The 22,209-nt window shown below is 73.7% G+C and carries 16 protein-coding genes; 3 read left to right on the forward strand and 13 right to left on the reverse strand.

Going from position 1 to position 22,209, the window contains the following annotated elements:
* Window positions 1-188: 188 nt before the first annotated feature.
* Window positions 189-1,688: a hypothetical protein gene (locus NI25_RS11255; RefSeq protein WP_061442331.1), complete on the reverse strand. Its 1,500-nt coding sequence runs from the start codon at window positions 1,686-1,688 to the stop codon at window positions 189-191.
* A 445-nt stretch (window positions 1,689-2,133) separates the two neighbouring features.
* Here NI25_RS11255 and NI25_RS11260 point away from each other — a divergent pair, with 445 nt between their 5' ends.
* A complete protein-coding gene (locus tag NI25_RS11260; RefSeq protein WP_061442332.1) occupies window positions 2,134-2,805 on the forward strand; it encodes a bifunctional DNA primase/polymerase in 672 nt (223 codons plus the stop codon).
* 155 nt (window positions 2,806-2,960) lie between these two features.
* Here NI25_RS11260 and ftsY read toward each other — a convergent pair whose 3' ends face one another.
* Window positions 2,961-4,169: a signal recognition particle-docking protein FtsY gene (gene ftsY, locus NI25_RS11265; RefSeq protein WP_061442333.1), complete on the reverse strand. Its 1,209-nt coding sequence runs from the start codon at window positions 4,167-4,169 to the stop codon at window positions 2,961-2,963.
* Between the two features lie 229 nt (window positions 4,170-4,398).
* On the opposite strand from ftsY, the gene NI25_RS11270 reads away from it, so the two are divergent.
* Window positions 4,399-5,856, forward strand: a complete 1,458-nt coding sequence (locus NI25_RS11270; protein ID WP_061442334.1) for a cytosine permease — start codon at window positions 4,399-4,401, stop codon at window positions 5,854-5,856.
* 184 nt (window positions 5,857-6,040) lie between these two features.
* Here the strand turns inward: NI25_RS11270 and NI25_RS11275 are convergent, their stop codons facing one another.
* Genes NI25_RS11275 through NI25_RS11295 form a run of 5 tightly spaced genes read right to left on the reverse strand, consistent with a single transcriptional unit; the run spans window position 6,041 to window position 11,306 of the window.
* Entirely contained in the window at window positions 6,041-7,270 is a 1,230-nt protein-coding gene (locus NI25_RS11275; protein ID WP_061442335.1) for a beta-ketoacyl-[acyl-carrier-protein] synthase family protein, read from the reverse strand.
* A complete protein-coding gene (locus NI25_RS11280) occupies window positions 7,267-7,518 on the reverse strand; it encodes a phosphopantetheine-binding protein (RefSeq protein ID WP_061442336.1) in 252 nt (83 codons plus the stop codon). Before NI25_RS11280 ends, NI25_RS11275 begins: the two co-directional genes overlap by 4 nt.
* Entirely contained in the window at window positions 7,515-8,795 is a 1,281-nt protein-coding gene (locus NI25_RS40140) for an NAD-dependent epimerase/dehydratase family protein (protein ID WP_233520718.1), read from the reverse strand. Before NI25_RS40140 ends, NI25_RS11280 begins: the two co-directional genes overlap by 4 nt.
* Entirely contained in the window at window positions 8,792-10,384 is a 1,593-nt protein-coding gene (locus NI25_RS40145; RefSeq protein WP_061442337.1) for an AMP-binding protein, read from the reverse strand. Before NI25_RS40145 ends, NI25_RS40140 begins: the two co-directional genes overlap by 4 nt.
* 1 nt (window position 10,385) lies before the next feature.
* Window positions 10,386-11,306 (reverse strand): alpha/beta fold hydrolase, encoded by a 921-nt coding sequence (locus NI25_RS11295; RefSeq protein ID WP_061442338.1) that lies wholly within the window; start codon window positions 11,304-11,306, stop codon window positions 10,386-10,388.
* Between the two features lie 265 nt (window positions 11,307-11,571).
* Here NI25_RS11295 and NI25_RS11300 point away from each other — a divergent pair, with 265 nt between their 5' ends.
* Complete coding sequence (locus NI25_RS11300) at window positions 11,572-12,498, forward strand: acyl-ACP desaturase (protein WP_061442339.1); 927 nt, start codon at window positions 11,572-11,574, stop codon at window positions 12,496-12,498.
* 61 nt (window positions 12,499-12,559) lie between these two features.
* Here the strand turns inward: NI25_RS11300 and NI25_RS11305 are convergent, their stop codons facing one another.
* From NI25_RS11305 to smc, 6 genes are all read right to left on the reverse strand, one after another.
* Window positions 12,560-13,354 carry an acyl-ACP desaturase gene (locus tag NI25_RS11305; RefSeq protein WP_061442340.1) on the reverse strand — a complete coding sequence of 265 codons (795 nt, stop codon included), beginning with the start codon at window positions 13,352-13,354 and terminating at the stop codon, window positions 12,560-12,562.
* On the reverse strand, window positions 13,351-13,740 hold the full coding sequence (locus NI25_RS11310) for an acyl carrier protein (protein WP_061442341.1): 390 nt from the start codon (window positions 13,738-13,740) through the stop codon (window positions 13,351-13,353). The genes NI25_RS11305 and NI25_RS11310 overlap by 4 nt, the downstream gene beginning before the upstream one ends.
* On the reverse strand, window positions 13,737-15,488 hold the full coding sequence (locus NI25_RS11315) for an AMP-binding protein (RefSeq protein WP_061442342.1): 1,752 nt from the start codon (window positions 15,486-15,488) through the stop codon (window positions 13,737-13,739). The genes NI25_RS11310 and NI25_RS11315 overlap by 4 nt, the downstream gene beginning before the upstream one ends.
* Window positions 15,482-16,402, reverse strand: a complete 921-nt coding sequence (locus NI25_RS11320) for a 3-oxoacyl-ACP synthase III family protein (protein WP_107071695.1) — start codon at window positions 16,400-16,402, stop codon at window positions 15,482-15,484. Before NI25_RS11320 ends, NI25_RS11315 begins: the two co-directional genes overlap by 7 nt.
* Before the next feature lie 378 nt (window positions 16,403-16,780).
* Window positions 16,781-18,199 (reverse strand): sugar porter family MFS transporter, encoded by a 1,419-nt coding sequence (locus tag NI25_RS11325; protein ID WP_061442343.1) that lies wholly within the window; start codon window positions 18,197-18,199, stop codon window positions 16,781-16,783.
* 218 nt (window positions 18,200-18,417) lie between these two features.
* Window positions 18,418-21,981 (reverse strand): chromosome segregation protein SMC, encoded by a 3,564-nt coding sequence (gene smc, locus NI25_RS11330; protein ID WP_061442344.1) that lies wholly within the window; start codon window positions 21,979-21,981, stop codon window positions 18,418-18,420.
* Window positions 21,982-22,209 lie beyond the last annotated feature (228 nt).

The raw sequence follows: 22,209 nt of genomic DNA on the forward strand, positions 1-22,209 counted from the left end.
CCGTGACGAAGGCGCGGTGCGTGTTACGCGTAGGTGAACGGCCGGGTGCGGACGGGTGGGGTCGCGTCGTGCCGGGACGGTCCGCACCGGGACGCGGACCGGCCGCGGCGGGCCTCCGAATGACCTGGCATGGGGGAGCCGAGTCGGGCAGTTCGGGAGGGCCGGCCGCGGCCGGGGCTGGTGGGGGTTCAGACCGCTTCGGCGGTCTCCGGCAACTCGGCGGCGAGCCGTTCGGTGAGGTCGACGACCTCACCGAGGTCGCCGAAATCGCGTACGGCCGTGTCGACGGTCTTGCGGATGCGGGTGTTGACGCGTTCGGAGCGGACCTTCTTGGCGATGCCCATGGCCTCCTTGGCCAGGACGGTGCTCTCCTCGGGTTCGCGGCGCAGCAGGTGCACGGTGGCCATGCCGATCAGGTTGAGCGCGTAGGAACGCTGGTGCTCCTCGTCCTTGGCGAACAGCTCCACGGCCCGGCGCATCAGGGGATCGGCGAGGGAGGCGTAGGCGGGGCTGCGGCCCGCCACGTAGGCGAGGTCGCGGAAGGAGTGACTGTTCTCGCCGTACAGCTCGGCCTCGGAGAAGAAGCGGATCCAGTCGGGGTCCGGCTCGTCCCACTCGTCGGCCTCGGCGAAGATGTCCTCCGCCATGCGCACCGCGCGCTTGGTGCGGCCGGGCTGGCCCATGTTGGCGTAGGCGCGTGCCTCCATCGCGTACAGCATCGACTGGGTGCGGGGGCCGGCGCAGTCGCGGCTGCCGTACTGCGCGAGGTGGATCAGCTCCAGGGCGTCGTCGGGGCGCCCGAGGTGGATCATCTGGCGGCTCATGCTGGAGAGGATGTACGAGCCCAGCGGCCGGTCCCCCGCCTCCTTGGCGGCGTGCAGGGCGAGCACGAAGTACTTCTGGGCGGTGGGCTGGAGCCCCACGTCGTACGACATCCAGCCGGCCAGCTCGGCCAGTTCGGCGGCGACCTTGAAGAGCTTGGCGCGGGTGGTCTCCGTCTGGGGTTCCTGGAGCAGGTCGGTGACCTCGTGCAACTGGCCCACCACGGCCTTGCGGCGCAGACCGCCGCCGCACTGGGCGTCCCAGCGGCGGAACATGACGGCCGTGGACTCCAGCAGCTCCAGCTCCGGCCGGGAGAGCCGGCCGCGCGCACGGGAGGAGGGGGCGGCGGACTCGCGGTCGGCCGACGGGCCCGCGGAGGGCGTGGGCACGAGCCAGCGCTGCATGGGTTCGATGAGGGACGGGCCCGCGGAGAGGGCCAGCGAGCTCCCGAGGAAGCCGCGCCGCGCCAGCATGAGGTCGCTGCGCGAGAACTCGCTGAGCAGGGCCACGGTCTGCGGGCCCGTCCAGGGGAGGTCGACGCCGGTCGCGGAGGGCGTGGGGCGGGTGGAACGCAGGCCCAGGTCCTCGACGGAGACGACGACGCCGAAACGCTCGGAGAACAGCTCGGACAGGATCCGCGGGATCGGCTCGCGCGGGTTCTCCCCGTCGAGCCAGCGGCGCACGCGTGAGGTGTCGGTGGAGATGTGGTTGGCCCCCAGCTGGCGGGCGCGGCGGTTGACCTGGCGGGCCAGCTCGCCCTTGGACCAGCCGCTGCGGGCGAACCAGGAGGTGAGCAGCTCGTTCGGGCGCTTGTCAGCGTGCGACGCGCTCCCCGCGCTCGTACCGCTTCCGCCGTTGCCACTCACTGGAACGCCCCCATCCCTGAGACCACCTGTCGCCGAGTGCGCCAAGCCCTATCAGAATGCCGGTGGTTGCGGCCCACCGTCCGGTGGTTGACACCCTTCGAACGGAGGACCGGGTTGCCTCCGGCATACCCGCAAGTGCATGTGCCCCAAGGCTCCATGCACACAAAGTAGTCCCGCGATCACTCGTTCAGCCATGGCGATTGCGGAATCGCCACCATTCGCCACCCCTTCGAATGAACTCATGGTGGCCGGGACGCGATTCACTTGACATAGGCCAACCGGGAGTCGGTGCAACGGTGCGCACCGGGGCGTGCACCCGCGGACACACCACCCGGAGTGCTTCCGGACGCTGTCTGAACGGCGCCGGGCTGGGGAGTTGGAAGCAGAGAGTCACGTTTCACGTCCGCTGCGTAACCGCCGCTGGGTCGGACCCGTTGGAGGGGGCATGGGCTTCACGATCGGTATCGGCAGCAGTCGGGGTATGCGGGAGATCCGGTCCGGCGCGCGTCGCCGCGGCCGCGCCTCGGAGTGCACCGTCGTGGCCGAGTTCACCGGACTGTGGGGCTGGGACGTGGTCCCGGGCGCCCGGACCGCCGCGGGCGCCTGCTCCTGCGGCCTGCCCGACTGCCCCGCGCCTGGCGCGCATCCCCTGGACTTCGCGCCCGAGGTTCCCGCCGGGGCGAGACTCGCCGAGGCGAGCGAGGCGTGGGGGCGGTATCCGGGCGCCGCGGTGATGCTGGCGGTCGGGCGGACCTTCGACGTGATCGAGGTGGCCGAGCCGGCCGGCCTGCGGGCGCTGTCCCGGCTGGAGCGCATGGGCCTGCCGCTGGGCCCGGTCGCGGCGACGCCGCAGGGCCGCGCCCACTTCTTCGTCGCGCCGGGCGCCGCCGCCGAACTGCCCCGACTGCTGTACCGCATGGGCTGGGACGACCCGTCCGCCCTCGACCTGCGCGGCCTCGGCCCGGGTACGTACATCACGGCCCCGCCCTCCGACCGCGGCGGCCGGGGCCCGGTGCGGTGGCTGCGGCCCCCGGCCCTGGACTCGGCCACGAAGCCGCCGGCGGCCCGGCTGCTCCTGGGGACGCTGGCGTACGTGGCCCATCGCTCCCGGGCGTAACCGTCCGTCCGGGGCGCCGGTACGCCCGGGCGCACCCGTCTTCGGGCCGCCCGCCCCGGCCGCGTCACACGGCGAAGCGCCCGTCTCCCGGTCGTCCGGAAGGCGGGCGCTTCTCGCATGCGTGCCGTACGCGGAGGTGCGCAGGCGGCGCGGCGTCACTCGCCGATGAGGGCGTCCACGAAGGCCTCGGGCTCGAACGGCGCCAGGTCGTCCGCGCCCTCGCCGAGCCCGATGAGCTTGACCGGCACACCCAGCTCGCGCTGGACGGCGACCACGATGCCGCCCTTGGCCGTGCCGTCCAGCTTGGTCAGCACGATGCCGGTGATGTCCACGACCTCGGCGAAGACCCGGGCCTGGATCAGGCCGTTCTGGCCGGTGGTGGCGTCGAGGACGAGCAGCACCTCGTCCAGCGGGGCGTGCTTCTCCACGACGCGCTTGACCTTGCCCAGCTCGTCCATGAGGCCGGTCTTGGTGTGCAGGCGGCCGGCGGTGTCGATGAGGACGACGTCCGAGCCCAGTTCCTTGCCCTCCTTGACCGCGTCGAAGGCCACGGACGCCGGGTCGCCGGCCTCCGGCCCGCGCACGGTGTGGGCGCCGACCCGCTCGCCCCAGGTCTGGAGCTGGTCGGCGGCGGCGGCACGGAAGGTGTCGGCGGCACCGAGGACGACGCTGCGGCCGTCGGCGACCAGGACGCGGGCGAGCTTGCCGGTGGTGGTCGTCTTGCCGGTGCCGTTGACCCCGACGACCATCACGATGCCGGGCTTGCCGGTGGCGGGCTCGGTCTTGACCTCGCGGTCCATGTCGGGGCCGACGAGGTTGACCAGCTCCTCGCGCAGCAGTCCGCGCAGCTCTTCGGGGGTGCGGGTGCCGAGCACCTTCACCCGCTCGCGCAGCCGCTCGACCAGCTCCTGGGTGGGCTGCACGCCGACGTCGGCGGTGAGCAGCGTGTCCTCGATCTCCTCCCAGGTGTCGTCGTCGAGGTGCTCCCGGGACAGCAGGGTCAGCAGGCCCTTGCCGAGCGCGTTCTGCGAGCGGGAGAGGCGGGCGCGGAGCCGGACCAGTCGGCCGGCGGTGGGCTCGGGAACCTCGATCTGCGGGATCTCGAGCTCTTCGACGACGGGCGGCTCCTCGACGGTGGCGGTGCCGCCGTCCGGGAGGTCGACCTCCTCTATCGTCCGGCGCGTTTCGTCGCGCGGCGTCTCGGCCTCTTCACCGACGTGCGGCTCGGCCGGAGGGGCGGTGATGTCGGGCGTGGCGGGAGGAGGCGGAGGCAGCTGCTTCTTGCGGCGACTGCCGACGACCAGCCCGCCGAGCGCGCCGATCACGACCACGGCGATGACTACAGCAAGGATGACGATTTCCATAACGGGACCAGTATGCGTGACCTCCGGCACGGGCCCCCGTTGCCGACCCCCTTGTCGGCCTCTCGTCCAGTCCTCGTCGAGCCCTCGTCGGCTCTTTGTGGTTTCGTCCGAAGGACAAAGGGCCCTGGAGGGAACGAGTCGGAGCAAAGTACGATGGAGGAGGACGCGTCAACGCGCGTAGAGTCCCGACCGGCCCCTCTTCCCCACGATCGAGGCACGGACCCCCCACATGAGCAAGACCGCCGAGAACGAAGGCGCCCTGGAAACCCGTGGCATCGAGCAGGTGCCCGACCACGAGCGCACCGCCCGGACCCGCGAGCTGTTCCCGACCTGGGTCGGCGCCAACATCAGCGTGCTGCTGCTCACGATGGGCGCGAGCCTCGTCGTGGCGTACCACCTCAACTTCTGGCAGGCCCTGGTCGTCGCGGCCGCCGCGCCCGTCGTGTCGTACGGCCTGGTGGGCCTGATCGGCATCGCCGGCAAGCGCGGCGGCGCTCCCGGGATGGCGCTGTCCCGTGCCGTGTTCGGGCAGCGGGGCAATCTGCTGCCCGGTTCGCTGATCTGGGTGGCCCGCTGGGGCTGGGAGACGATCAACGCGGTGACCGGCGCCTATGCCGTGCTCACCGTGCTGGACATCGTGTTCGGCATACGGGCGAACAGCGTGCTGGACATGGTGACGCTGCTGGCCTTCGTCGTGGCGACCTTCGCGATCTCCGGGCTGGGCATCAACGCCGTGCAGAAGTGCAACAAGTACGCGACGTACCTCTTCGGCGCCTTCTCGGTGCTGGTCCTCGGCTACCTGGTCGTCGACACCGACTGGTCCGCGGTCTTCGACCGTTCCGCCGGTTCGGTGGCCGCGATGATCACGGGCGTCGGTCTGATCGCGGCCGGCGGGGTGAGCTGGATCCCGTCGGCGCCGGACTTCACCCGGTACCTGCCGCGTACGGCTTCCTCGAAGGGAATCGTGGGTGTCACGGTCGGCGGCGCCGGAATCGTCGTCCTGCCCATGGTCCTGATGGGCATGATCATGGCCGTCTCCACGCCGGACCTGGCCTCGGCCGCCGACCCGGTCTCCTTCCTGGGCGAGATCCTGCCCACCTGGATCGCGGTGCCCTACCTGCTGATCGCGCTGATCGGCATGCTGCTGATCAACTCGATGTCGATGTACTCGGCGGGCTTCACCGCGCAGACCCTGGGCTTCAAGGTCCCGCGGCACTGGGCGGTCTCGGTCAACGCCGTGATCTCGCTGGTCTTCGGCGGCGTGCTGATGCTGGTGGCGACCAGCTTCATGGGCTCCTTCATCGCCTTCCTGTCGCTGCTCGCGGTCGCCTTCTCGGCCTGGGTCGGCGTCTTCGGCGCAGACATGCTGCGCGGGCGGGAGTACGACGGCGAGGCGATGGCCGACACCTCGCGCACCAGCGCCTACTGGTACCGGGGCGGCTTCTCCCCCGCCGCCGTCGTCGCCTGGGCGGTGGGCCTGGCCGCCGGTCTGATGTTCACCACGTCCGACTGGTTCACCGGCCCCCTCGCGACCAACAACTTCGTCGGCGAGTACGGGCTCGGCTGGGTGGCCACGGTGGTGATCTCCGGACTGCTCTACGCGGTGCTGCCCAAGCCGGCGCCGGTCGTGCCGCCGGCCCCCGCCGAGCGCGCGGAGCGGCACGAGGACGAGACCGTGTCCGTCTGAGGAGGCGCGGGGGTCCGGGGCGCTCGGGGCGTCGGAAGAGGCGGGACCGCAGGACGGGGGAAGGACGCCGCGGAGGAACCCGGACGCGCCGGGCCACGGCGCCCGGGGGCGGAAGGACGCACCGGGCCACGGCGCACGGGGGCGGAAGGACGCCCGGGGGCGCGGGACCGTCCCGCCCGTCGGGTCACGGGCGGGTCAGCGCGAGGACGACGTTGTGCCCGCCGAAACCGAGCGAGTGGCTGACCGCGGCGCGGACGTCCTGGCGGCGGGGTGCCTTGACGACGCAGTCGAGGTCGAACTCGGGTGCGGGGGCCGTCAGGTTGGCGATCGGCGGGACGCGCCGGTGTTCGAGGGTCAGCACGGTCAGCGCCGCCTCGATGCCGCCCGCGGCGCCCAGCGCGTGCCCGAGGACCCCCTTGGCCGCCGTGACGCTGGGCCGGTGCGGCAGCACCCGTGAGACGAGCTCCGCCTCGACGGCGTCGTTGAGCGCGGTGGAGGTGCCGTGTGCGTTGACGTGGTCGACGTCGTGCGGGTCGAGACCGGCCTCGGCGAGCGCGGTGCGCAGCGCGGCTTCCGCTTCGCGCCCGTCGGGGGACGGCGCCGTGGGGTGATGGGCGTCGGTGGTCGCGCCGCAGCCCGCGAGCAGCGCGCGGGGCGGCCTGCCGCGGGCGGCGGCGTCGGCGACGCGTTCGAGGACCAGGACGCCGGCGCCCTCCGCCATGACGAACCCGTCGCGGTCGGCGGCGAACGGCCGGGACGCCCCGGCGGGCTCGGCCGTGCGTCCGGAGAGGGCGCCCATGCGCCAGAAACCCGTGGTGGACAGGCGGCTGATGCCGGCCTCGACGCCGCCGGCCACCGCCACGTCGCACACGTCGGCGGCCAGCAGGTCGCGGGCCAGGGCGAGGGCGGTGGCCCCGGAGGCGCAGGCGGTGGCGGGGGCGAGACTGACGCCCCGGGCCCCGAGGTCGATGGCGACCTCGCCGGCGCCGAGGTTCGGCAGAGCCAGCGGGATGGCGAGCGGTGAGACGAACTCGGGGCCGCGCCCGTCCAGGCGCCGCGCCTGCTCCTCCCACTTGTCCACACAGCCGATGCCGCAGCCCAGAAGGGTGGCGACGCGGGCACCGTCCCAGTCGGCGGGCCGGTGTCCGGCGTCGCGGACGGCCTCCCGGGCGGCGAGGACGGCGAGCTTCGCCGGCCGCCCCATGCGCCAGGACCGGCGCCCGACCCGCCGGTCCAGTTCGTCGTCGGTCAGGGGGACCCGGCAGGAGAAGTCCACGGGCAGACCGGTGAGGGCCGGGTCGGGGGCCGCGGTGCCGGTTCCCGCGCACACCGCCTCCCAGGTGGCCGCCGTTCCCTCCCCGCCTGGCGTGATCAGGCCGAGCCCGGTGATCGCGACGGGGGCGCGTGGCGTCACGGCGCGGTCACCGACCGGGCCCGCAGGGTGTCGAGGTGCTCGGTCACCTGGGCGAGGGTGGTCGCTCGGGTGGCGTGCTCCTCCTCGACCCGGACCTCCAGGCGTTCCTGGAGGATGAGCGCGAACTCCGCGAGGGCGAGCGAATCCATCTCGAGCTGTTCCAGGGTGCGGTCGGGGCTGATCAGATCCTCGGGGATCTTGAACGTGGTGGTCAGCACGGAGTGGATCACGTCGTACGTGTCGGTCATGGCTGGGCGGTTCCCTTCTCGGGGCCGGTGACGGCGGGACGTGCGGGTACGGGCGGGTGCTGCGGCTCCGGCGGGCCGGTCGGCGAGGAGGCGTCCGCCGGCCGGGACGCGTCCGCCGGCCGGAGCCCTTCGGTCGGCCCCCACGACGGGCCGGGGCCGGAGGGGCAGGGGCCGGAGGGGCAGGGGCCGGAGGGGCAGGGGCCGGAGGGGCGCTGTCCGCGGGGACGCGTCGGCTCCGGCAGGAGGCGGGCGAGGGTGTCCGCGCCGGACGCGGGACGGCCGGCGGCCTCGAACGCCGCGCGGACGCCGTCCGCGAAGCCGAGCGGCGGCTCGAAGCCGAGGCCGGTGCGGACGGCGGTGAGGTCGAACCAGTGCGGGTGCACGAGTTCGGCGACCAGGAAGCGGCTCAGGCCGTGGGTGCCGGGGTCCCCCAGCAGCCGGCCGGCGGCTTCGCGCACGGCCGCCACGGTGTGGGCGAGGGCGGGGGGGACGGGCCGCCAGACGGCGCGGATCCCGGCGGTGGCGAGGAGCAGGGCGACGAAGTCGCGCAGCGGCAGCGGCTCGCCCTGGGCGACGAAGTAGGCCCGGCCGCCGACCGGGCACCCCTGGTGGAGGCGGTCGAGGGCGAGCAGGTGGGCGTGGGCCGCGGTGCGGACGTGGGTGGTGTCGACGAGGTTGGACCCGTCGCCCGGCATGACGAGGCGGCCGCGGCGGACGGCGCGGGTCAGGCCGGGCAGGAAGTGCGGGTCGCCCGGTCCCCAGATGACGTGCGGGCGCAGGGCGAGGGTGGCGAGACCGGGGCCGTGGGCGTCGAGGACCAGCGTCTCCGCGACGGCCTTGGTGTGCGGGTAGGCGGCCAGGTACCGCCGGGGGCGGGGCAGCCGCTCGTCGGCGTTCTCCAGGCCCCCGGGCCCGAAGGCGACGCTGGCGGTGGAGGTGTGGACGAGGGTGCGCACCCCGAGCCGACGGCACCGGTCGAGGACGGTGCGGGTGCCGTCGACGTTGGTGCGCCAGTAGGGGGCCGACGGGCCGCCGGCCCCGGCGAGGGCCGCGTTGTGGACGACGGCGTCGCAGCCCCGCAGCGCCCGGTCGACGGCGTCGGGGTCGGTGAGGTCGCCGTGGACCTGGCGCACGCCGAGCCGGGTCAGCGCCGCGCTGGGGCGGCGGCTGAGGGAGACGGTCGCGGTGCCCCGGGCGGTGAGCTGACGGCAGATCTCGGCTCCGAGGAAGCCGCTGCCGCCGGTGACGAGGACCCGGCCGGGCGGGGGTGTGCTCACCGGACGCCGCGCAGGCGCCGGGCGGCCCAGACGGCCAGCCGCTCGCGGTCGATCTTGGAGTTGTGGCGGATGTCCGTCGGGAACCCCGGGTGGACCAGGACGGCGCCCACGTGCCGCCCTTCGGGACGGCGGTCCAGCAGCTCCCGCACCGCCGCGACCGCGGCAGCGCGACCGGACCCCCGCCCCGTCAGCTCCACGCACAGGACGGCCCGCTGCCTGCCGGGCGCCCCGACACCGACGAGGGCGGTGCGCCGTACGCCGGGCACGGTGTCGGCGGCGGCCTCGACGTCCTCGGTGGTCAGGGCGTAGCCGGGGCCGACGACACGGTGGCTGCGGCGCCCGTGGAACCAGATGCGGCCCTCCGCGTCGATGCGGCCCATGTCGCCCGTCCGGTGCTGCACCCCCTGGCCGGTGAGGATCTTGGCCGCCGCGGTGGCCTCGGGCCGGGCGTGGTAGGCGGGGCTGACGTTGGCCCCGGTGACGGCGATCTCGCCGACGCCGTCGGGGTCCGCGTCCAGGATCCGTGCCGCGACCCCGTCGACGGGCCGGCCCACGCACGTGCCGGTGCCCGGCGGGCGGACGTCGGTGGTGCGGATGGCGCTGACGGGCAGGCACTCGGTGGCTCCGTAGGCGCTGAGCACCTCGGCGTCCGGCCGCAGCACGGCGTGCAGGGCGTCGGCGAGGCCCGCGCGCAGCGGGGCGCCGAAGGAGATCACGCGGTCGACGCAGGAGAGGGTGAGGCGTCGGCGCGCGCAGTGCTCGGCGAGCAGACCGAGGACGGCCGGCGAGCCGACCACGACGTCCGTCCGCTGTTCCAGGAGCGGACGGACCAGGCGCTCGGGCGGGGTGCGCGCCGGGGCCCGGTGGCTGACCGCGGGTGCCACGGTCCGGTGACCGAGCACCGGACCGAGCAGGACGACGGGCAGGAAGCCGGCGAGCAGTGCTCCGTCGGTGCCGACCAGGCGGGCGAGTGTCTCGGCCTGCCCGACGAGGGTGCTGTGGTGGTACTCGGCTCCCTTGGGGACACCGGTCGATCCGGAGGTGAAGGCGATCAGCGCCAGGCCGTCCGGTGCCGGCGGGCGGGCGCTGTGTCCCTCCGGACCGGCGTCCGGTGCCGCCGGCCCGGAGGGCGCGTTGCCGCGCCGGGGCAGGGGCAGGCGCCGCCGGAGCCCGGGTACGGCGGCACCCGTGACGACCGCCGTCCGTACATGGCCGCGGGCCCAGCCCAGCGCCGTACGGCCCAGGTGGGCGAGCGGCTCGCCGACGAACACTTCTGGGGCCACCTCGTCCAGGCACTGGCGCAGGTCGGCCCGGGGGAGGCCGGGGTCGACCAGGACCGGGACGGCCCCGGCCGCGAGCAGTCCGTGGACGGTGGTGAACAGGTGGTACGGGTCGCCGGTCATGGTCACGGCCTTGTGGCCGGGGCGCACTCCGGCCCGCTCGAAGGCCTCGGCCGCCTCCCGGCATCCGTCGACGAGCCGGGCGAACGTGACCGCCCGGCCGGCGCCGTCGCGGCGGCCGTGGACGAGAGCGGTGTCGTGCGGGCGTTCCGCGGCGAGCTGTTCGAGCCGGGCGTGCAGATGTGCCATGTCAGCCCCGTTCCGTGGACGAGAGGAACCCGCGGACGTCGCGGCCGAGCCGGTCCGCCGCGTCCTCCATGACGTAGTGGCCGGCGTCGGGGTAGCGGTGGACCCTCGCGTGCGGGAAGCGGCTCTCCCACTCCCGCAGGAGGAGCGGCGTGAACACCGGGTCGCGCATGCCCCAGCCGACGAACAGCGGCGCGGTGCCGGGGCCGGTCCCGTCGTCGTCCGGTTCGAGGAGCCGCCAGGCCTCCTCCCGGTCGTCGCGCGGGATGCCGCGTACGAAGTCCACGACCGCGCGCCGGTCGGCGCCGCGGGCGAGCGGCAGCAGGTACGCCCGCCGCTCGGCCCGGCCCAGCGGAGCCACGACCCCGCCGCGTACGGCGGCCCGGGGGAAGAAGTTGGTGGCGTGCGCCAGGGCCGCGACGCCGCGGTGGTCGCGGATCCAGCGCAGGTACACCGGCAGCCGGTAGCCGGCGGGCCAGGGGAAGCAGACGGAGTTGAGCACCACCACACGAGCCGGGCGCAGGGCCCTGCGTCGCGCCCAGGCCCAGCCGAGCGGACCGCCCCAGTCGTGCAGCACCAGGGTCCAGCCGTCGCGGGGCGCGCCGCGGTCGGCGACGAGGTGGTCGAACAGGGCGTCGAGGTGGTCGAGTTGCAGCAGGTGCCGGTCCAGGGGCGCGGCCGGTGCCGGCGGTCGCGGCGACAGTCCCAGCCCGGCGAGGTCGGGGGCGACGCAGCGGAAGTCCGGGGCCAGCGCGGCCATCAGGTGGCGCCACTGGTAGCTCCAGGACGGGTTGCCGTGCAGCAGCAGCACGGGCGGGCCCGAGCCCGTGTCCACGTAGTGCTGGCCGGTCCGCGGAACGCGCCGCCACCGGTCGGCCGCCGGATATCCGGGCAGCAGATCGGCCGGCGGCGTGGGGGGAGGCATGGCGCCACGGTAAGGGCGGGACCGTCCGCCGGACCGCGCCGACGGCGCGCGGACGCCTGAACTTCACCCGGCCGGGCCACAGGGGCCGCGGACGTGAACCGCCGTGCGGCGCACTGGAGTTCATCACACTTACCGGCTCCCGGTGACCGCCCGGCGCGCTGCACCGGCTGGGAGCCGCGCGGTGGGCGAGCATGCCGGTGACCGCTAGGAGACCGCCGGAGCACGGGCGGTCCCGCCGCACTTCGGCATCGTCGGGAGGCAGTTAATGCGTGCGCCAGAGGTGGAGCGTGAGGACGTCGGGCTGCTCACGGAGTTGGAGCCGGTGGTGGCGCGTGCCCTGGACGCCCACTTCCGCGGTGCCGACGACTGGTACCCGCACCGGTTCGTGCCGTGGGCGCTGGGCCGCAACTACGAGGGCGTCCTCGAGGGCGAGCCGTGGGCGCCGGAGCAGGGCGCCATGGAGTCGGCGGTGCGGGACGCGCTGCTGCACAACCTGTTGAGCGAGGACAACCTGCCCAGCTACCACCGGGTGATCGCCGAGCTGTTCGGCCGGGACGGCGCGTGGGGCACCTGGGTCAACCGGTGGACGGTCGAGGAGGACCGGCACGGCACGGCCATCCGGGACTACCTGGTCGTCACGCGGACCGCGGACCCGGTGGCGATGGAGGACGCCCGCCGCCTGCACCTGCAGACGGGCTACGACAGCGACTACCGCGGCGACGTCCTCGCCGGGCTGGTGTACGTGACCCTGCAGGAACTGGCCACCCGGATCTCGTACCGCAACATCAAGCGGATCTCCGGCGAGCCGGTGTGCGTGGCGCTGCTGCAGCGGATCGCGCAGGACGAGAACCGGCACATGCTGTTCTACCGACGGGTCCTCGAGGCGGCGATGGAACTCCAGCCGGACCGCACGGTGGGGGCCCTGGCGACGGTGGTGGCGACGTTCAGGTCCCCCGCGCACGGGGCGCCCGACTTCGCGCGCCTGTCGATGTCGATGGCGCGCTCGGGCGTCTACTCCCCCGTGACCCACCACGCGGAGGTGCTCGTACCGGTGATGCGCCACCTGCGGGTGTTCGACCGGACCGGGCTCGGTGCCGACGGCGAGGCGGCGCGGGACCGGCTGGCGGAGCTGTTGCGGAAGTCGGAGGCGCAGGCCCGCAGGTTCGCCGGTCACGTGAACTCCGCGCTCTGAGCGCACGGTTGCGCGCGGTGCCCCTCGCCGGTGGCGGGAGGGCACCGCGCGGTCGCGTGCCTCAGCGGGCCGCGGGCACGGTGGCCGCGGCGGAGTAGAGGTCGTGCCGGGTCAGTCCGAGCGCGCCGAGCGAGGGCAGGACGACCTCCGTGATGAAGGCGCCGTTGCCGAAGCCCGTGGTGCGCACGGTCTCGCGCTCCGCGCGGTCCGGCAGCAGTTCGTGGGCGGGCATGCGGAAGGTGCGCACCACGTGGGCGAGGTCCTTCAGCGTGCCGGCGCGGTCCTCGTCGAGGTGCAGGCCCAGGATCCGCTGGTAGAAGCGGCAGTGCGCCATCTCGTCCCGGCCGATCAGCCGGTAGACCTCGGCCAGTACCGGATCTCGCGTCCGCTGGGCGAGTTCGCGCTGCTTGCGGTAGCTGACGAAGGTCGTCAGTTCCTGCAGCGCGGAGTACACCACCATCTGCCGGGGCGTCCGGTACGGCGCCTCCCAGTGGCGCGCCGCCACCGCGTCCCCGAAGTCCCGCATCTGCGCCTCGGTGCGCTGGCCGCTGCGCAGCAGGTACTCGCGCAGGGCCAGCGCGTGCTTGGCCTCCTCGTAGCCCCAGTTCGCGGAGAACCACGCCTGCCCGTAGTCGCCGACGAGCAGCGACAGGTGGGCCTGGAGGTAGTCGGGGAGGAACATCTCGATGCCGCAGAACGTCTCGGCGGCGAGCGCCAGTCCGGGTTGTGCGGGCACCTCCTCCAGGCGGTCCCAGGGCACGTCGTCGAAGACGTTCCAGCGGCGGGTCCGTTCGGCCCGCTCGAAGAAGGTCATGAACTCCCGGTGGAACGCCTCGCGCAGCGCGATCGAGGTCATCGCACGACCGGGGCCGGAGCGGACGCGGGTGCGGGCACGGACCCGGATGCGGATGCGGGCTCCCGCGTCTGCGTCTGTGCCTGTGCCTGTGTCTGTGCCTCCGCCCCCGCCTGCGCCTCCGTCTGCGTCTGCGTCTGCGCCTCCGCCTGGGGCGCCGCCCGGTCGAGCATGTCGTAGAGGTCCCCGATCGTCTCCACGCTGCCCAGGGCGGCGTCCGGGACCCGCAGGCCCAGTTCCGTCTCGGCGACGACGATCATTTCGAGGAGCTGCACGGAGTCCACTCCCAGCGCGCGGATGTCGGTGTCCCGGTGCAGGTCTCCGGGGTCGCGCTGGGTGACCTGCCGGTATGCCCGGTGCAGCACCTGGGGGATGTCGGTCGGTGTCATGGGCCGTTCCTTGGGGGGTCGGTGGTTACGGGTGGGAGGTGGCCGAGGAGGTAACGGCGGCGCATCTCCTGGCGCCGGGGCTTGCCCGAGGTCGTCTTCGCGACCGTGCCCGGGGCGACGGCCACGACGTCGCCCAGGCCGAGGCCGAGGCGGCGCGAGACGGTCTCCCGTACGGCGCCGTCGATGTCACCGCTCCGGTGGGGCCGGCACTCGGCGACCACGACCACCTCCTCGGTGTCGGTTCCGGGCCGGGTGAAGGCGACGGCGCCTCCGGGGCGGACGCCGTCGACCGCCTCGGCGGCCCACTCGACGCGCTGCGGGTCGATGTTGCGCCCCTGGACGACGAGGACGTCCTTCAGCCGGCCCGCCGGGTGGATGACGCCGTCGACCAGGTAGCCGCGGTCCCCGGTGCGCAGCCAGCCGTCTTCGGCGACCGGGGTCGGCCGGTCACGGGTCCCGTCCACGTACCCGGCGCACACGGAGGGTCCGCGCACCCAGATCTCGCCCACCTCCCGGTCGGCGCCGGGCAGTCCGGACTCCGTGACGACACGTGCCTCGTGGCCGGGGAAGGGGCGGCCGCAGCCCACGATCTCCACGGACTCCTCGTCGTCGCCGCCCGGTTCGGCGCGGTCGTGGTCGCGCAGCCGGGGCCAGGAGACCCGGTCCGGGCGGAAGGCCGCGCCCCGGGGGGCGAGGGACACCGCGAGCGTGGACTCGGCCAGTCCGTAGCACGGGCGCAGCGCCGCCGGGTCGAGACCCGCCACCCGGTGGGCGTCGGCGAAGTCCCGCAGGGTGCGGGGGCTGACCGGTTCCCCGCCGCACAGCAGGGTGTGCGCCGCGGAGAGGTCGAGGCGGGCCAGGCGGTCCGCGTCGGTGCGCCGGGTGGCCAGCGCGTAGGCGAAGTTGGGGGCGCCGGTGATCGTGCCGCGCACGTCGGACAGGGTGCGCATCCAGACGCCCGGGTCGCGGACGAACAGCCGGGTGGCGATCAGGGTCACCGGTACGCCCACGGTCAGCGGGGCGAGGACGAAGCCGACCAGGCCCATGTCGTGGTGGAGCGGCAGCCAGCTCACGCCGTGGTCGCGGGCCGGGTCCGCGGCCAGTCCGTGCCGCATGATGGCGAGGCCGTTGGCGGTCACCGATCCGGCGGTGGCCACGACGGCCCGCGGCCGCCCGGTGCTGCCGCTGCTGAACTGGAGGTAGGCGGTCCGCTCCGGCCGGTAGGCGGCGGGGCGGGGTACGTCGGTCCCCGGCGGGACGTCCTCCAGGGACTCGTAGGACAGGTGGCGGGCCGGCGTCCCGGGGATCAGGGCGAGTGCCGGCTCCTCGGCGACGACGAGGTCCGGACGGGCCGCGGGAAGCGCCGCGGCGAGCCCCTCGCTCCACGCGTCGCGCCGCCCGAGGACCGGCGGAGGCGGAAGCGGAACCGGGATCATCCCGGCCCAGAGGGCACCGAGGAAGGCGGGGACGAACCGTCCGGGGTCGTCGGCCAGCAGGGCCACCCGGCTGCCGGGACCCGTCCCGCACGCGGTCAGCCTCCGGGCGCGGTCGCGCACCTCGTCCAGGAGCCGGGCCCTGGACAGTTCCCGGACGCGGCCCTCCCCGTCCACGTACCGGTGGGCCGGGGAAGGGTCCCCCTCCCAGGTCGCGAGGACCGAGCAGATCCAGGCCTCGCCCGGCGGGCTCGCCCCGTCCCGTTCGCGGGGCCGCTCCTCGTCGGCGCGGGGGCGGCCGGTGCGGTTCACCACTGGCACAGCGCGAGGCCGCAGCTCGTGCCGCTGGCGAGCCCGAACAGGGCGACGAGGTCGCCGCGGTGGAGGCGCCCGGTGTTCTCGGCCTCGACCAGTTGCAGCGGGAGACTGCCGGTGCCGACGTTGCCGTACCGCGGGAAGACCGGGACGACGCGGTCCCGCTCGGCGCCGACGGCGTCGCAGAGGGTGCGGGTGAAGGGCACCGACGCCTGGTGGACGCAGACGAGGTCGGCGTCGCCGATCTTGAAGCCCAGCTCCGCCATCTCCCGTGCGCCGTCCTGCGCGAAGGTCAGGCAGGAACGCACGAGGGACTCGGAGTCGATCCGCGGGCACCCGGGCCGGTCGTCGGTGCCGAAGTAGGGGTTGACCATGGTCGCGGCGTCCCAGCCGGCCGAGTCGGCGGCGAACCGCATGGCGATCAGCCCGGGGGTGTCACCGGCCCGCAGGAGCAGCGCCGCGCCCATGTCGCCGCCGGTGTAGGCGGGCATGGCGTAGGCGAGTCCGGAGCGGTCGGCCACCGGCAGCCGCATCAGCCGGCTGGGCAGTTCGCCGGTGACGACCAGGACCGTCGTGTGGGTCCCGGTCCTGATCAGCGCGTCGGCGATCTGCAGGGCGTTGAGCACGCCGTTGCAGGCGTTCTTCACGTCGAAGACGGGGGCCGTCACGGCGAGTTTGTGTGCGACCACGTGGGCGGTCGCGGGTTCCTCCAGGTCCTCGCTGACCCCCGCGAAGATCAACAGATCGACCTCGCCCGGCGCCACCCCGGCCCGCGCCAGCGCGGACTCGCCCGCCGCGGCCGCGAGGTCGGACGGCAGGGTTCCCGGCGGGGCCACGCGACGCTCTTCGAGGCCGTAGAGGCGTTCCAGTACGCCTTCCACGATGAGCAGGTGGGGGTTGGTGGCGCGCACCATCTCCTCGACCTCCGCGACCGGTTGGCGCCGCGGGGGATGATGAACGGCCGCACTGGTAATCCGACTGAAGCAGGAAATGTGTCCTCCCGGGGCGCACACGGCGGCCGACCGGGCGGCAGGGCTTACGACGGCCGAGCCGAAGACTCTCGGAGCGATCGATCCGGAATGACCGATTCGCGCAGCAGGATGCCACGCGGGCCGCGCCCGGCGGCGCGAGCCACTCCGGGGTGTTCCAAGGTGTTCGGACGGATCTCGTCGCACCCGTACCACGACACCGCCGCCCCCGACCGGGCGATGGCCGGTCGGGGGCGGCGGACGGTACGGGGAGAGGGGCAGCGGGGACTTGGCCCTTCTCCCCGGGTTCGGGGGGCGGGCGGGTCAGCCCATCTCCTCCAGGGCCTTGCCCTTGGTCTCCTTCACGAACTTCAGCACGAAGGGGATGGAGAGCCCGGCGAAGACCGTGTAGATCACGTAGGTGACGGAGAGGTTCCAGTCGGCCAGCGACGGGAAGCTCGCGGTGATGGCCCAGTTGGCGATCCACTGCGCGGAGGCGGCCACGCCCAGCGCGGCGGCGCGGATCCGGTTGGGGAACATCTCGCCGAGGAAGACCCAGACGACCACACCCCACGACAGGGCGAAGAAGAGGACGAAGACGTGGGCGGCGATCAGGGCGACCCAGCCCTGGGTGGCCGGGAGCTTGCCGTCGACCAGGTCGAAGGAGAAGGCCCACGCCTCCAGCGCGAGGCCGATCACCATGCCGACGGAGCCGATCAGGGCGAGCGGCTTGCGGCCGATGCGGTCCACGAAGATCATCGCGATCACGGTGCCGACGATGTTGATGATCGACGTCGTGAACGAGTAGAAGAACGACTGCGTCGGGTCGACGCCGACCGACTGCCACAGCGTCGAGGAGTAGTAGAAGGCGACGTTGATGCCGACGAACTGCTGGAAGACCGACAGGCCGATGCCGATCCAGACGATGGGCTTGAAGAAGAAGCTGCCGCCCAGGAGGTCCTTGAAGGAAGACTTCTCCTCGCGGTGCATCGCGTGCTCGATCTCGGCGACGCGGGCGTCGAAGTCCACGTCCTTGCCCTCGACCTCCTGAAGGATCTCCTTGGCGCGCTCGCGCTTGCCGACCGAGAGCAGGAAGCGGGGGGACTCGGGGATGGCGAAGGACAGCAGGCCGTAGAGGACGGCCGGGATCACCATGACGCCGAGCATGACCTGCCAGGCCTCCAGGCCCATCAGCTCGCCGCGCTGGTCGCCGCCGGCGGCGTTCAGCAGGCCCCAGTTGACCAGCTGGGACACGGCGATGCCGATGACGATCGCGGCCTGCTGGAAGGAGCCGAGCCGGCCGCGGTAGGCGGGCGGGGAGACCTCGGCGATGTAGGCGGGGCCGATCACCGACGCCATGCCGATGGCGAAGCCGCCGATGATGCGCCACATGGCCAGGTCCCACAGCGCGAAGGGCAGTGCGGAGCCGACGGCGCTGACGGTGAAGAGGACCGCCGCGATCTGCATGCAGCGGATACGGCCGATGCGGTCGGCGATGCGGCCGGCGGTGGCGGCGCCGATGGCGCAGCCGATCAGGGCGATGGCGATGACCTGGGCCAGCACCGCGGAGCCGACGTCGTAGCGGTCCCGGATGGCCTCGACGGCGCCGTTGATCACGGAACTGTCGTAGCCGAACAGGAAACCGCCCATCGCGGCCGCCGCCGCGATGAAGATGACGTGCCCGAGATGATCGGGGTGAGCCGTCCTGGCTCCTGGACTGGGTGCCTGCGATGTGCTGGCCACGTGTACTCCTCGGGCTACCGGCAACGCTGCCGGGGCGGTTCGCCCTTCGAGGTGCCACTGAAGGGACCTGAAGGTAAAAGCAACGTTGCAGAGACTATGCCTTCAAGTTTCGAAGTCAATAGGGCAAGAGGTGTGAGTTTTGAGGCTCTGGGCGGGTCCACTCGTTCAAGAATTGAAGTTAACTGTGGTCGGGCGGCCTTACGCTGAGGGTGCTCGAACTAGCGCAACCGCTGGCTGATGACCTTCGACACACCGTCGCCCTGCATGGACACGCCGTAGAGCGCGTCGGCGACCTCCATCGTGCGCTTCTGGTGCGTGATCACGATCAGCTGCGAGGCCTCCTGCAGCTCCTGCATGATCCGGATCAGCCGCTGCAGGTTGGTGTCGTCGAGGGCGGCCTCCACCTCGTCCATCACGTAGAACGGGCTCGGCCGGGCCTTGAAGATCGACACCAGCATCGCCACCGCGGTCAGCGAACGCTCCCCGCCGGAGAGCAGCGACAGCCGCTTGACCTTCTTGCCCGGGGGCCGGGCCTCGACGTCCACGCCCGTGGTGAGCATGTTGTCGGGGTCGGTCAGGATCAGCCGTCCCTCGCCGCCCGGGAAGAGCCTGCCGAAGACGCCCTCGAACTCCCGGGCGGTGTCCCGGAAGGCCTCGGTGAAGACCTGCTCGACGCGCTCGTCGACCTCCTTGACGACCTGGAGCAGGTCGGCGCGGGTCTTCTTCAGGTCTTCCAGCTGCTCGCTGAGGAACTGGTGCCGCTCCTCCAGCGCCGCGAACTCCTCCAGCGCCAGCGGGTTGACCTTGCCGAGCTGCTGGTAGGCGCGCTCGGCGGCCTTCAGCCGTTTCTCCTGCTCGGCGCGGACGAACGGCCGCGGGCGGTTGCGCGGGTGGTCCGGGTCCTCGGGGAGCACCTCGCCGTCGGCGGGGGGCGAGGGCGGCACCTCTTGATGGGGGCCGTACTCGGCCGCGAGCCCCGCCGGTTCCACACCGAGTTCCTCCAGCGCCTTGGTCTCCAGCTGCTCGATGCGCAGCCGTTTCTCGGCGCCGAGTACCTCGCCCCGGTGAACTGAATCCGTCAACTTGTCCAGCTCCGCCTTGAGGTCGCGTCCGGCGGTGCGCGCGGCGGTCAGCTCCTGTTCGCGGCGGGCCTTGGCGGCCTCGGCGAGGGTGCGCTCCTCGTCGGCGCGGGTGAGGGAGACCTCGACGTGGGCGAGCAGCTGCCGGGCGCCGGCGGCGACCGCCTCGGCGACGGCCGCCTCGTGCCTCAGCCTGGCCCGCCGCTGCTCGGCACGCGCGCGTGCCTCGCGTTCGGCGCGGGCGGCCCGGTCGAGGGAGTCGGCCCGCCCGGCGAGTCCCTTGACCCGCTCCTCGTGCGTACGGACCTGGAGACGTGCCTCCATCTCGGTCTGGCGGGCGTTGGCACCGTCGGCGGCGAGCCGGTCGCGGGCGGCGGTGTCGGGCTCCTCCTCGACCGGCATCTCCTCGGCGACGGCCAGCCGCTCGGCCAGTTCCTCGACCTCCATGAGCGCCTTGTCCAGCGCCTCCTGCGCCCGGGCGGCAGCGGCGGCGGACCGTTCCGCCTCCCCGGCGGCGCCGCGCGCCTGTCCCGCAAGCCGCCCGAGCTGCTGGGCGACGGACGACTTCTCCCGGTCGGCGGCCCGGCGCCGCTCCCCCAGCTCCTCGACGAGCGCGGCGCACTCCCGGCGCCGCGCGACGGCCGCTTCCTGCGCCCCGGCCAGTTCCCCGCACCGCACGCCCAGCTCCTCCAGCTCGGCGGCGGCCTGGTCCACGGACGCCTGCACCTCCAGGAGGCTGGGCGCCCCGGCGGACCCGCCCTGTGCGAAGTGGGCGCCCAGCAGATCCCCCTCGGCGGTGACGGCGGTCAGCCCGGGGCGGGCGTAAACGAGGTCCTCGGCGTCCTCCAGGGTGGCGACGACGACGATCCCCCGCAGCAGTCGCCGTACGGCGGGCATCAGCTCGGCGGGACCCTGGACCAGGTCGGCGGCGTACGGCGGCCCGTCCGCACGTGTGTCGCGCAAGTCGTCCGGTACGGCGTCGGGGGCGCCGGCGAGCAGCAGTGCGGCGCGGCCCGCGTCCTGCTTGCGCAGCAGGCGGATGGCGTCGGCGGCGGCTGCCGGGGAGGTCACCGCGAGGGCGTCGGCGGCGGTGCCGAAAGCGGTGGCGAGGGCGGCCTCGTGGCCGGGCGTCACGGTGAGGAGCCCTGCGGCCGGGCCGAGCAGGCCGGTGAGCCGGTCCTTGGCGGCGAGCAGTGCGCCGGTGCCGTCCTTGCGGCGCAGTCCCAGGGCCAGTGCCTCGTGGCGGGCCTGCGTGGCGGCGCGCTCGCGTTCCGCGGCGGTGGCCGCCTCCCGGGCGGTGCTCAGCGCGGCCTCCGCCTCGGCCAGCCGCAGCTTGGCGGCCTCGTGGCGCTCGGCCAGTTCCCGGTCGTCGGCGTCGAGTCCGTCGACCTCGGCCTGGAGGGTTTCGTACTCCTCCTGGGCGGCGGCGGCACGCTCCCGCGACTCGTCGCGGGCCTCGGCCAGCCGTTCGATCTCGGCCTGGGCGGAGGCGGCGCGGGAGCGGGCGGCGCCGACCTGGCCGTTGAGCCGGGCAAGCCCTTCACGGCGGTCGGCGATGGCGCGGGCGGCGTCCTTGAGGCGGCGTTCCTCCTCGGCGAGTTCGCGTTCGAGGTCGGCGCGGTGGGCGACCGTGTCCTCCAGGGCGTGCTCGGCCGCCTCCAGGGCCGCTTCGAGTTCCGCCTCCTGCTCGCGGACGCGGGCGGCCTCGCGCTCCAGCTCCTCCGGGTCGCGGCCCCGGCGCTCCTCGGGCGGTGCCGAGGTGGCGCTCTTCACGCGCGCGTCGGCGAGCGAGATCGTGCCGCGTACCCGTTCGGCGAGCTGGGACAGCTCGTACCAGGTCTGCTGGGCGCGCTGGAGGCGCGGGGTGAGCCGGCGCACCTCGTCCTCCAGGTCCGCCTCGCGGCGCAGGGCCCGGCCGAGCTCCCGCTCGGCGGCCTCCTTGCGCTCCTTGAGGGCGGCCTCGTCGGCGATCTCGGCCCGCAGGGCCTCGCGCATCCGGACGAGGTCGTCGGCGAGGAGCCGGAGCCGGGCGTCGCGGAGGTCGGCCTGGATGACGGCGGCCCGCCGGGCGACCGCCGCCTGGCGGCCGAGGGGCTTGAGCTGGCGCCGCAGCTCGTCGGTGAGGTCCTGCACGCGCGCGAGGTTGGCCTGCATCGCGTCCAGTTTCCTGAGCGCCTTCTCCTTGCGCTTGCGGTGCTTGAGGACGCCGGCGGCCTCCTCGATGAAGGCGCGGCGGCCCATCGGGTCGGCGTGCAGAACGGAGTCGAGCTGGCCCTGGCCGACGATGACGTGCATCTCGCGGCCGATGCCGGAGTCGGAGAGCAGTTCCTGGATGTCGAGGAGGCGGCAGGTGTCGCCGTTGATCTGGTACTCGCTGCCGCCGTTGCGGAACATGATCCGCGTGATGGTGACCTCGGCGTACTCGATGGGCAGGGCCCCGTCGGAGTTGTCGATGGTCAGCGACACCTCGGCCCGGCCGAGCGGCGGGCGGCCGGTGGTGCCGGCGAAGATGACGTCCTCCATCTTGCCGCCGCGCAGCGACTTGGCGCCCTGCTCGCCCATGACCCAGCTGAGCGCGTCGACGACGTTGGACTTGCCCGAGCCGTTCGGGCCGACGACACAGGTGATGCCCGGCTCGAACCGGAGCGTGGTCGCCGAGGCGAACGACTTGAATCCGCGGAGGGTCAGGGCCTTCAGGTGCACGCCGTCGGACTCTACCTTTCGGGTCTGTCTCACTCCACGAACCGGTGAACCGCCGCGGTTTCACCGGTGAACGTGCAGGGCACATCAGACGTTGAAGAGGGTGAAAGGTTGCGCGGGGCAGGGACGGCGGGGCGAGCGGCGAGACAGGGACGGGGGCCGGGAAAGAAAGAAGGGACGCCGAAGCGTCCCTTGCAGACTCTGACACCTGAGCGGTTGTACGGGCGGGCC

This window comes from Streptomyces sp. CCM_MD2014, assembly GCF_000772045.1.
GTDB classification, from domain to species: Bacteria; Actinomycetota; Actinomycetes; order Streptomycetales; family Streptomycetaceae; genus Streptomyces; species Streptomyces salinarius.

What these genes read in the sequence shown, in the direction of transcription:
- NI25_RS11260 (WP_061442332.1), top strand. Translation starts at nt 2,134, where the DNA reads ATGGGCTTCACGATCGGTATCGGCAGCAGTCGGGGTATGCGGGAGATC.
- ftsY (WP_061442333.1), bottom strand. Translation starts at nt 4,169, where the DNA reads ATGGAAATCGTCATCCTTGCTGTAGTCATCGCCGTGGTCGTGATCGGC.
- NI25_RS11270 (WP_061442334.1), top strand. Translation starts at nt 4,399, where the DNA reads ATGAGCAAGACCGCCGAGAACGAAGGCGCCCTGGAAACCCGTGGCATC.
- NI25_RS11280 (WP_061442336.1), bottom strand. Translation starts at nt 7,518, where the DNA reads ATGACCGACACGTACGACGTGATCCACTCCGTGCTGACCACCACGTTC.
- NI25_RS40145 (WP_061442337.1), bottom strand. Translation starts at nt 10,384, where the DNA reads ATGGCACATCTGCACGCCCGGCTCGAACAGCTCGCCGCGGAACGCCCG.
- NI25_RS11295 (WP_061442338.1), bottom strand. Translation starts at nt 11,306, where the DNA reads ATGCCTCCCCCCACGCCGCCGGCCGATCTGCTGCCCGGATATCCGGCG.
- NI25_RS11300 (WP_061442339.1), top strand. Translation starts at nt 11,572, where the DNA reads ATGCGTGCGCCAGAGGTGGAGCGTGAGGACGTCGGGCTGCTCACGGAG.
- NI25_RS11305 (WP_061442340.1), bottom strand. Translation starts at nt 13,354, where the DNA reads ATGACCTCGATCGCGCTGCGCGAGGCGTTCCACCGGGAGTTCATGACC.
- NI25_RS11310 (WP_061442341.1), bottom strand. Translation starts at nt 13,740, where the DNA reads ATGACACCGACCGACATCCCCCAGGTGCTGCACCGGGCATACCGGCAG.
- NI25_RS11320 (WP_107071695.1), bottom strand. Translation starts at nt 16,402, where the DNA reads ATGGTGCGCGCCACCAACCCCCACCTGCTCATCGTGGAAGGCGTACTG.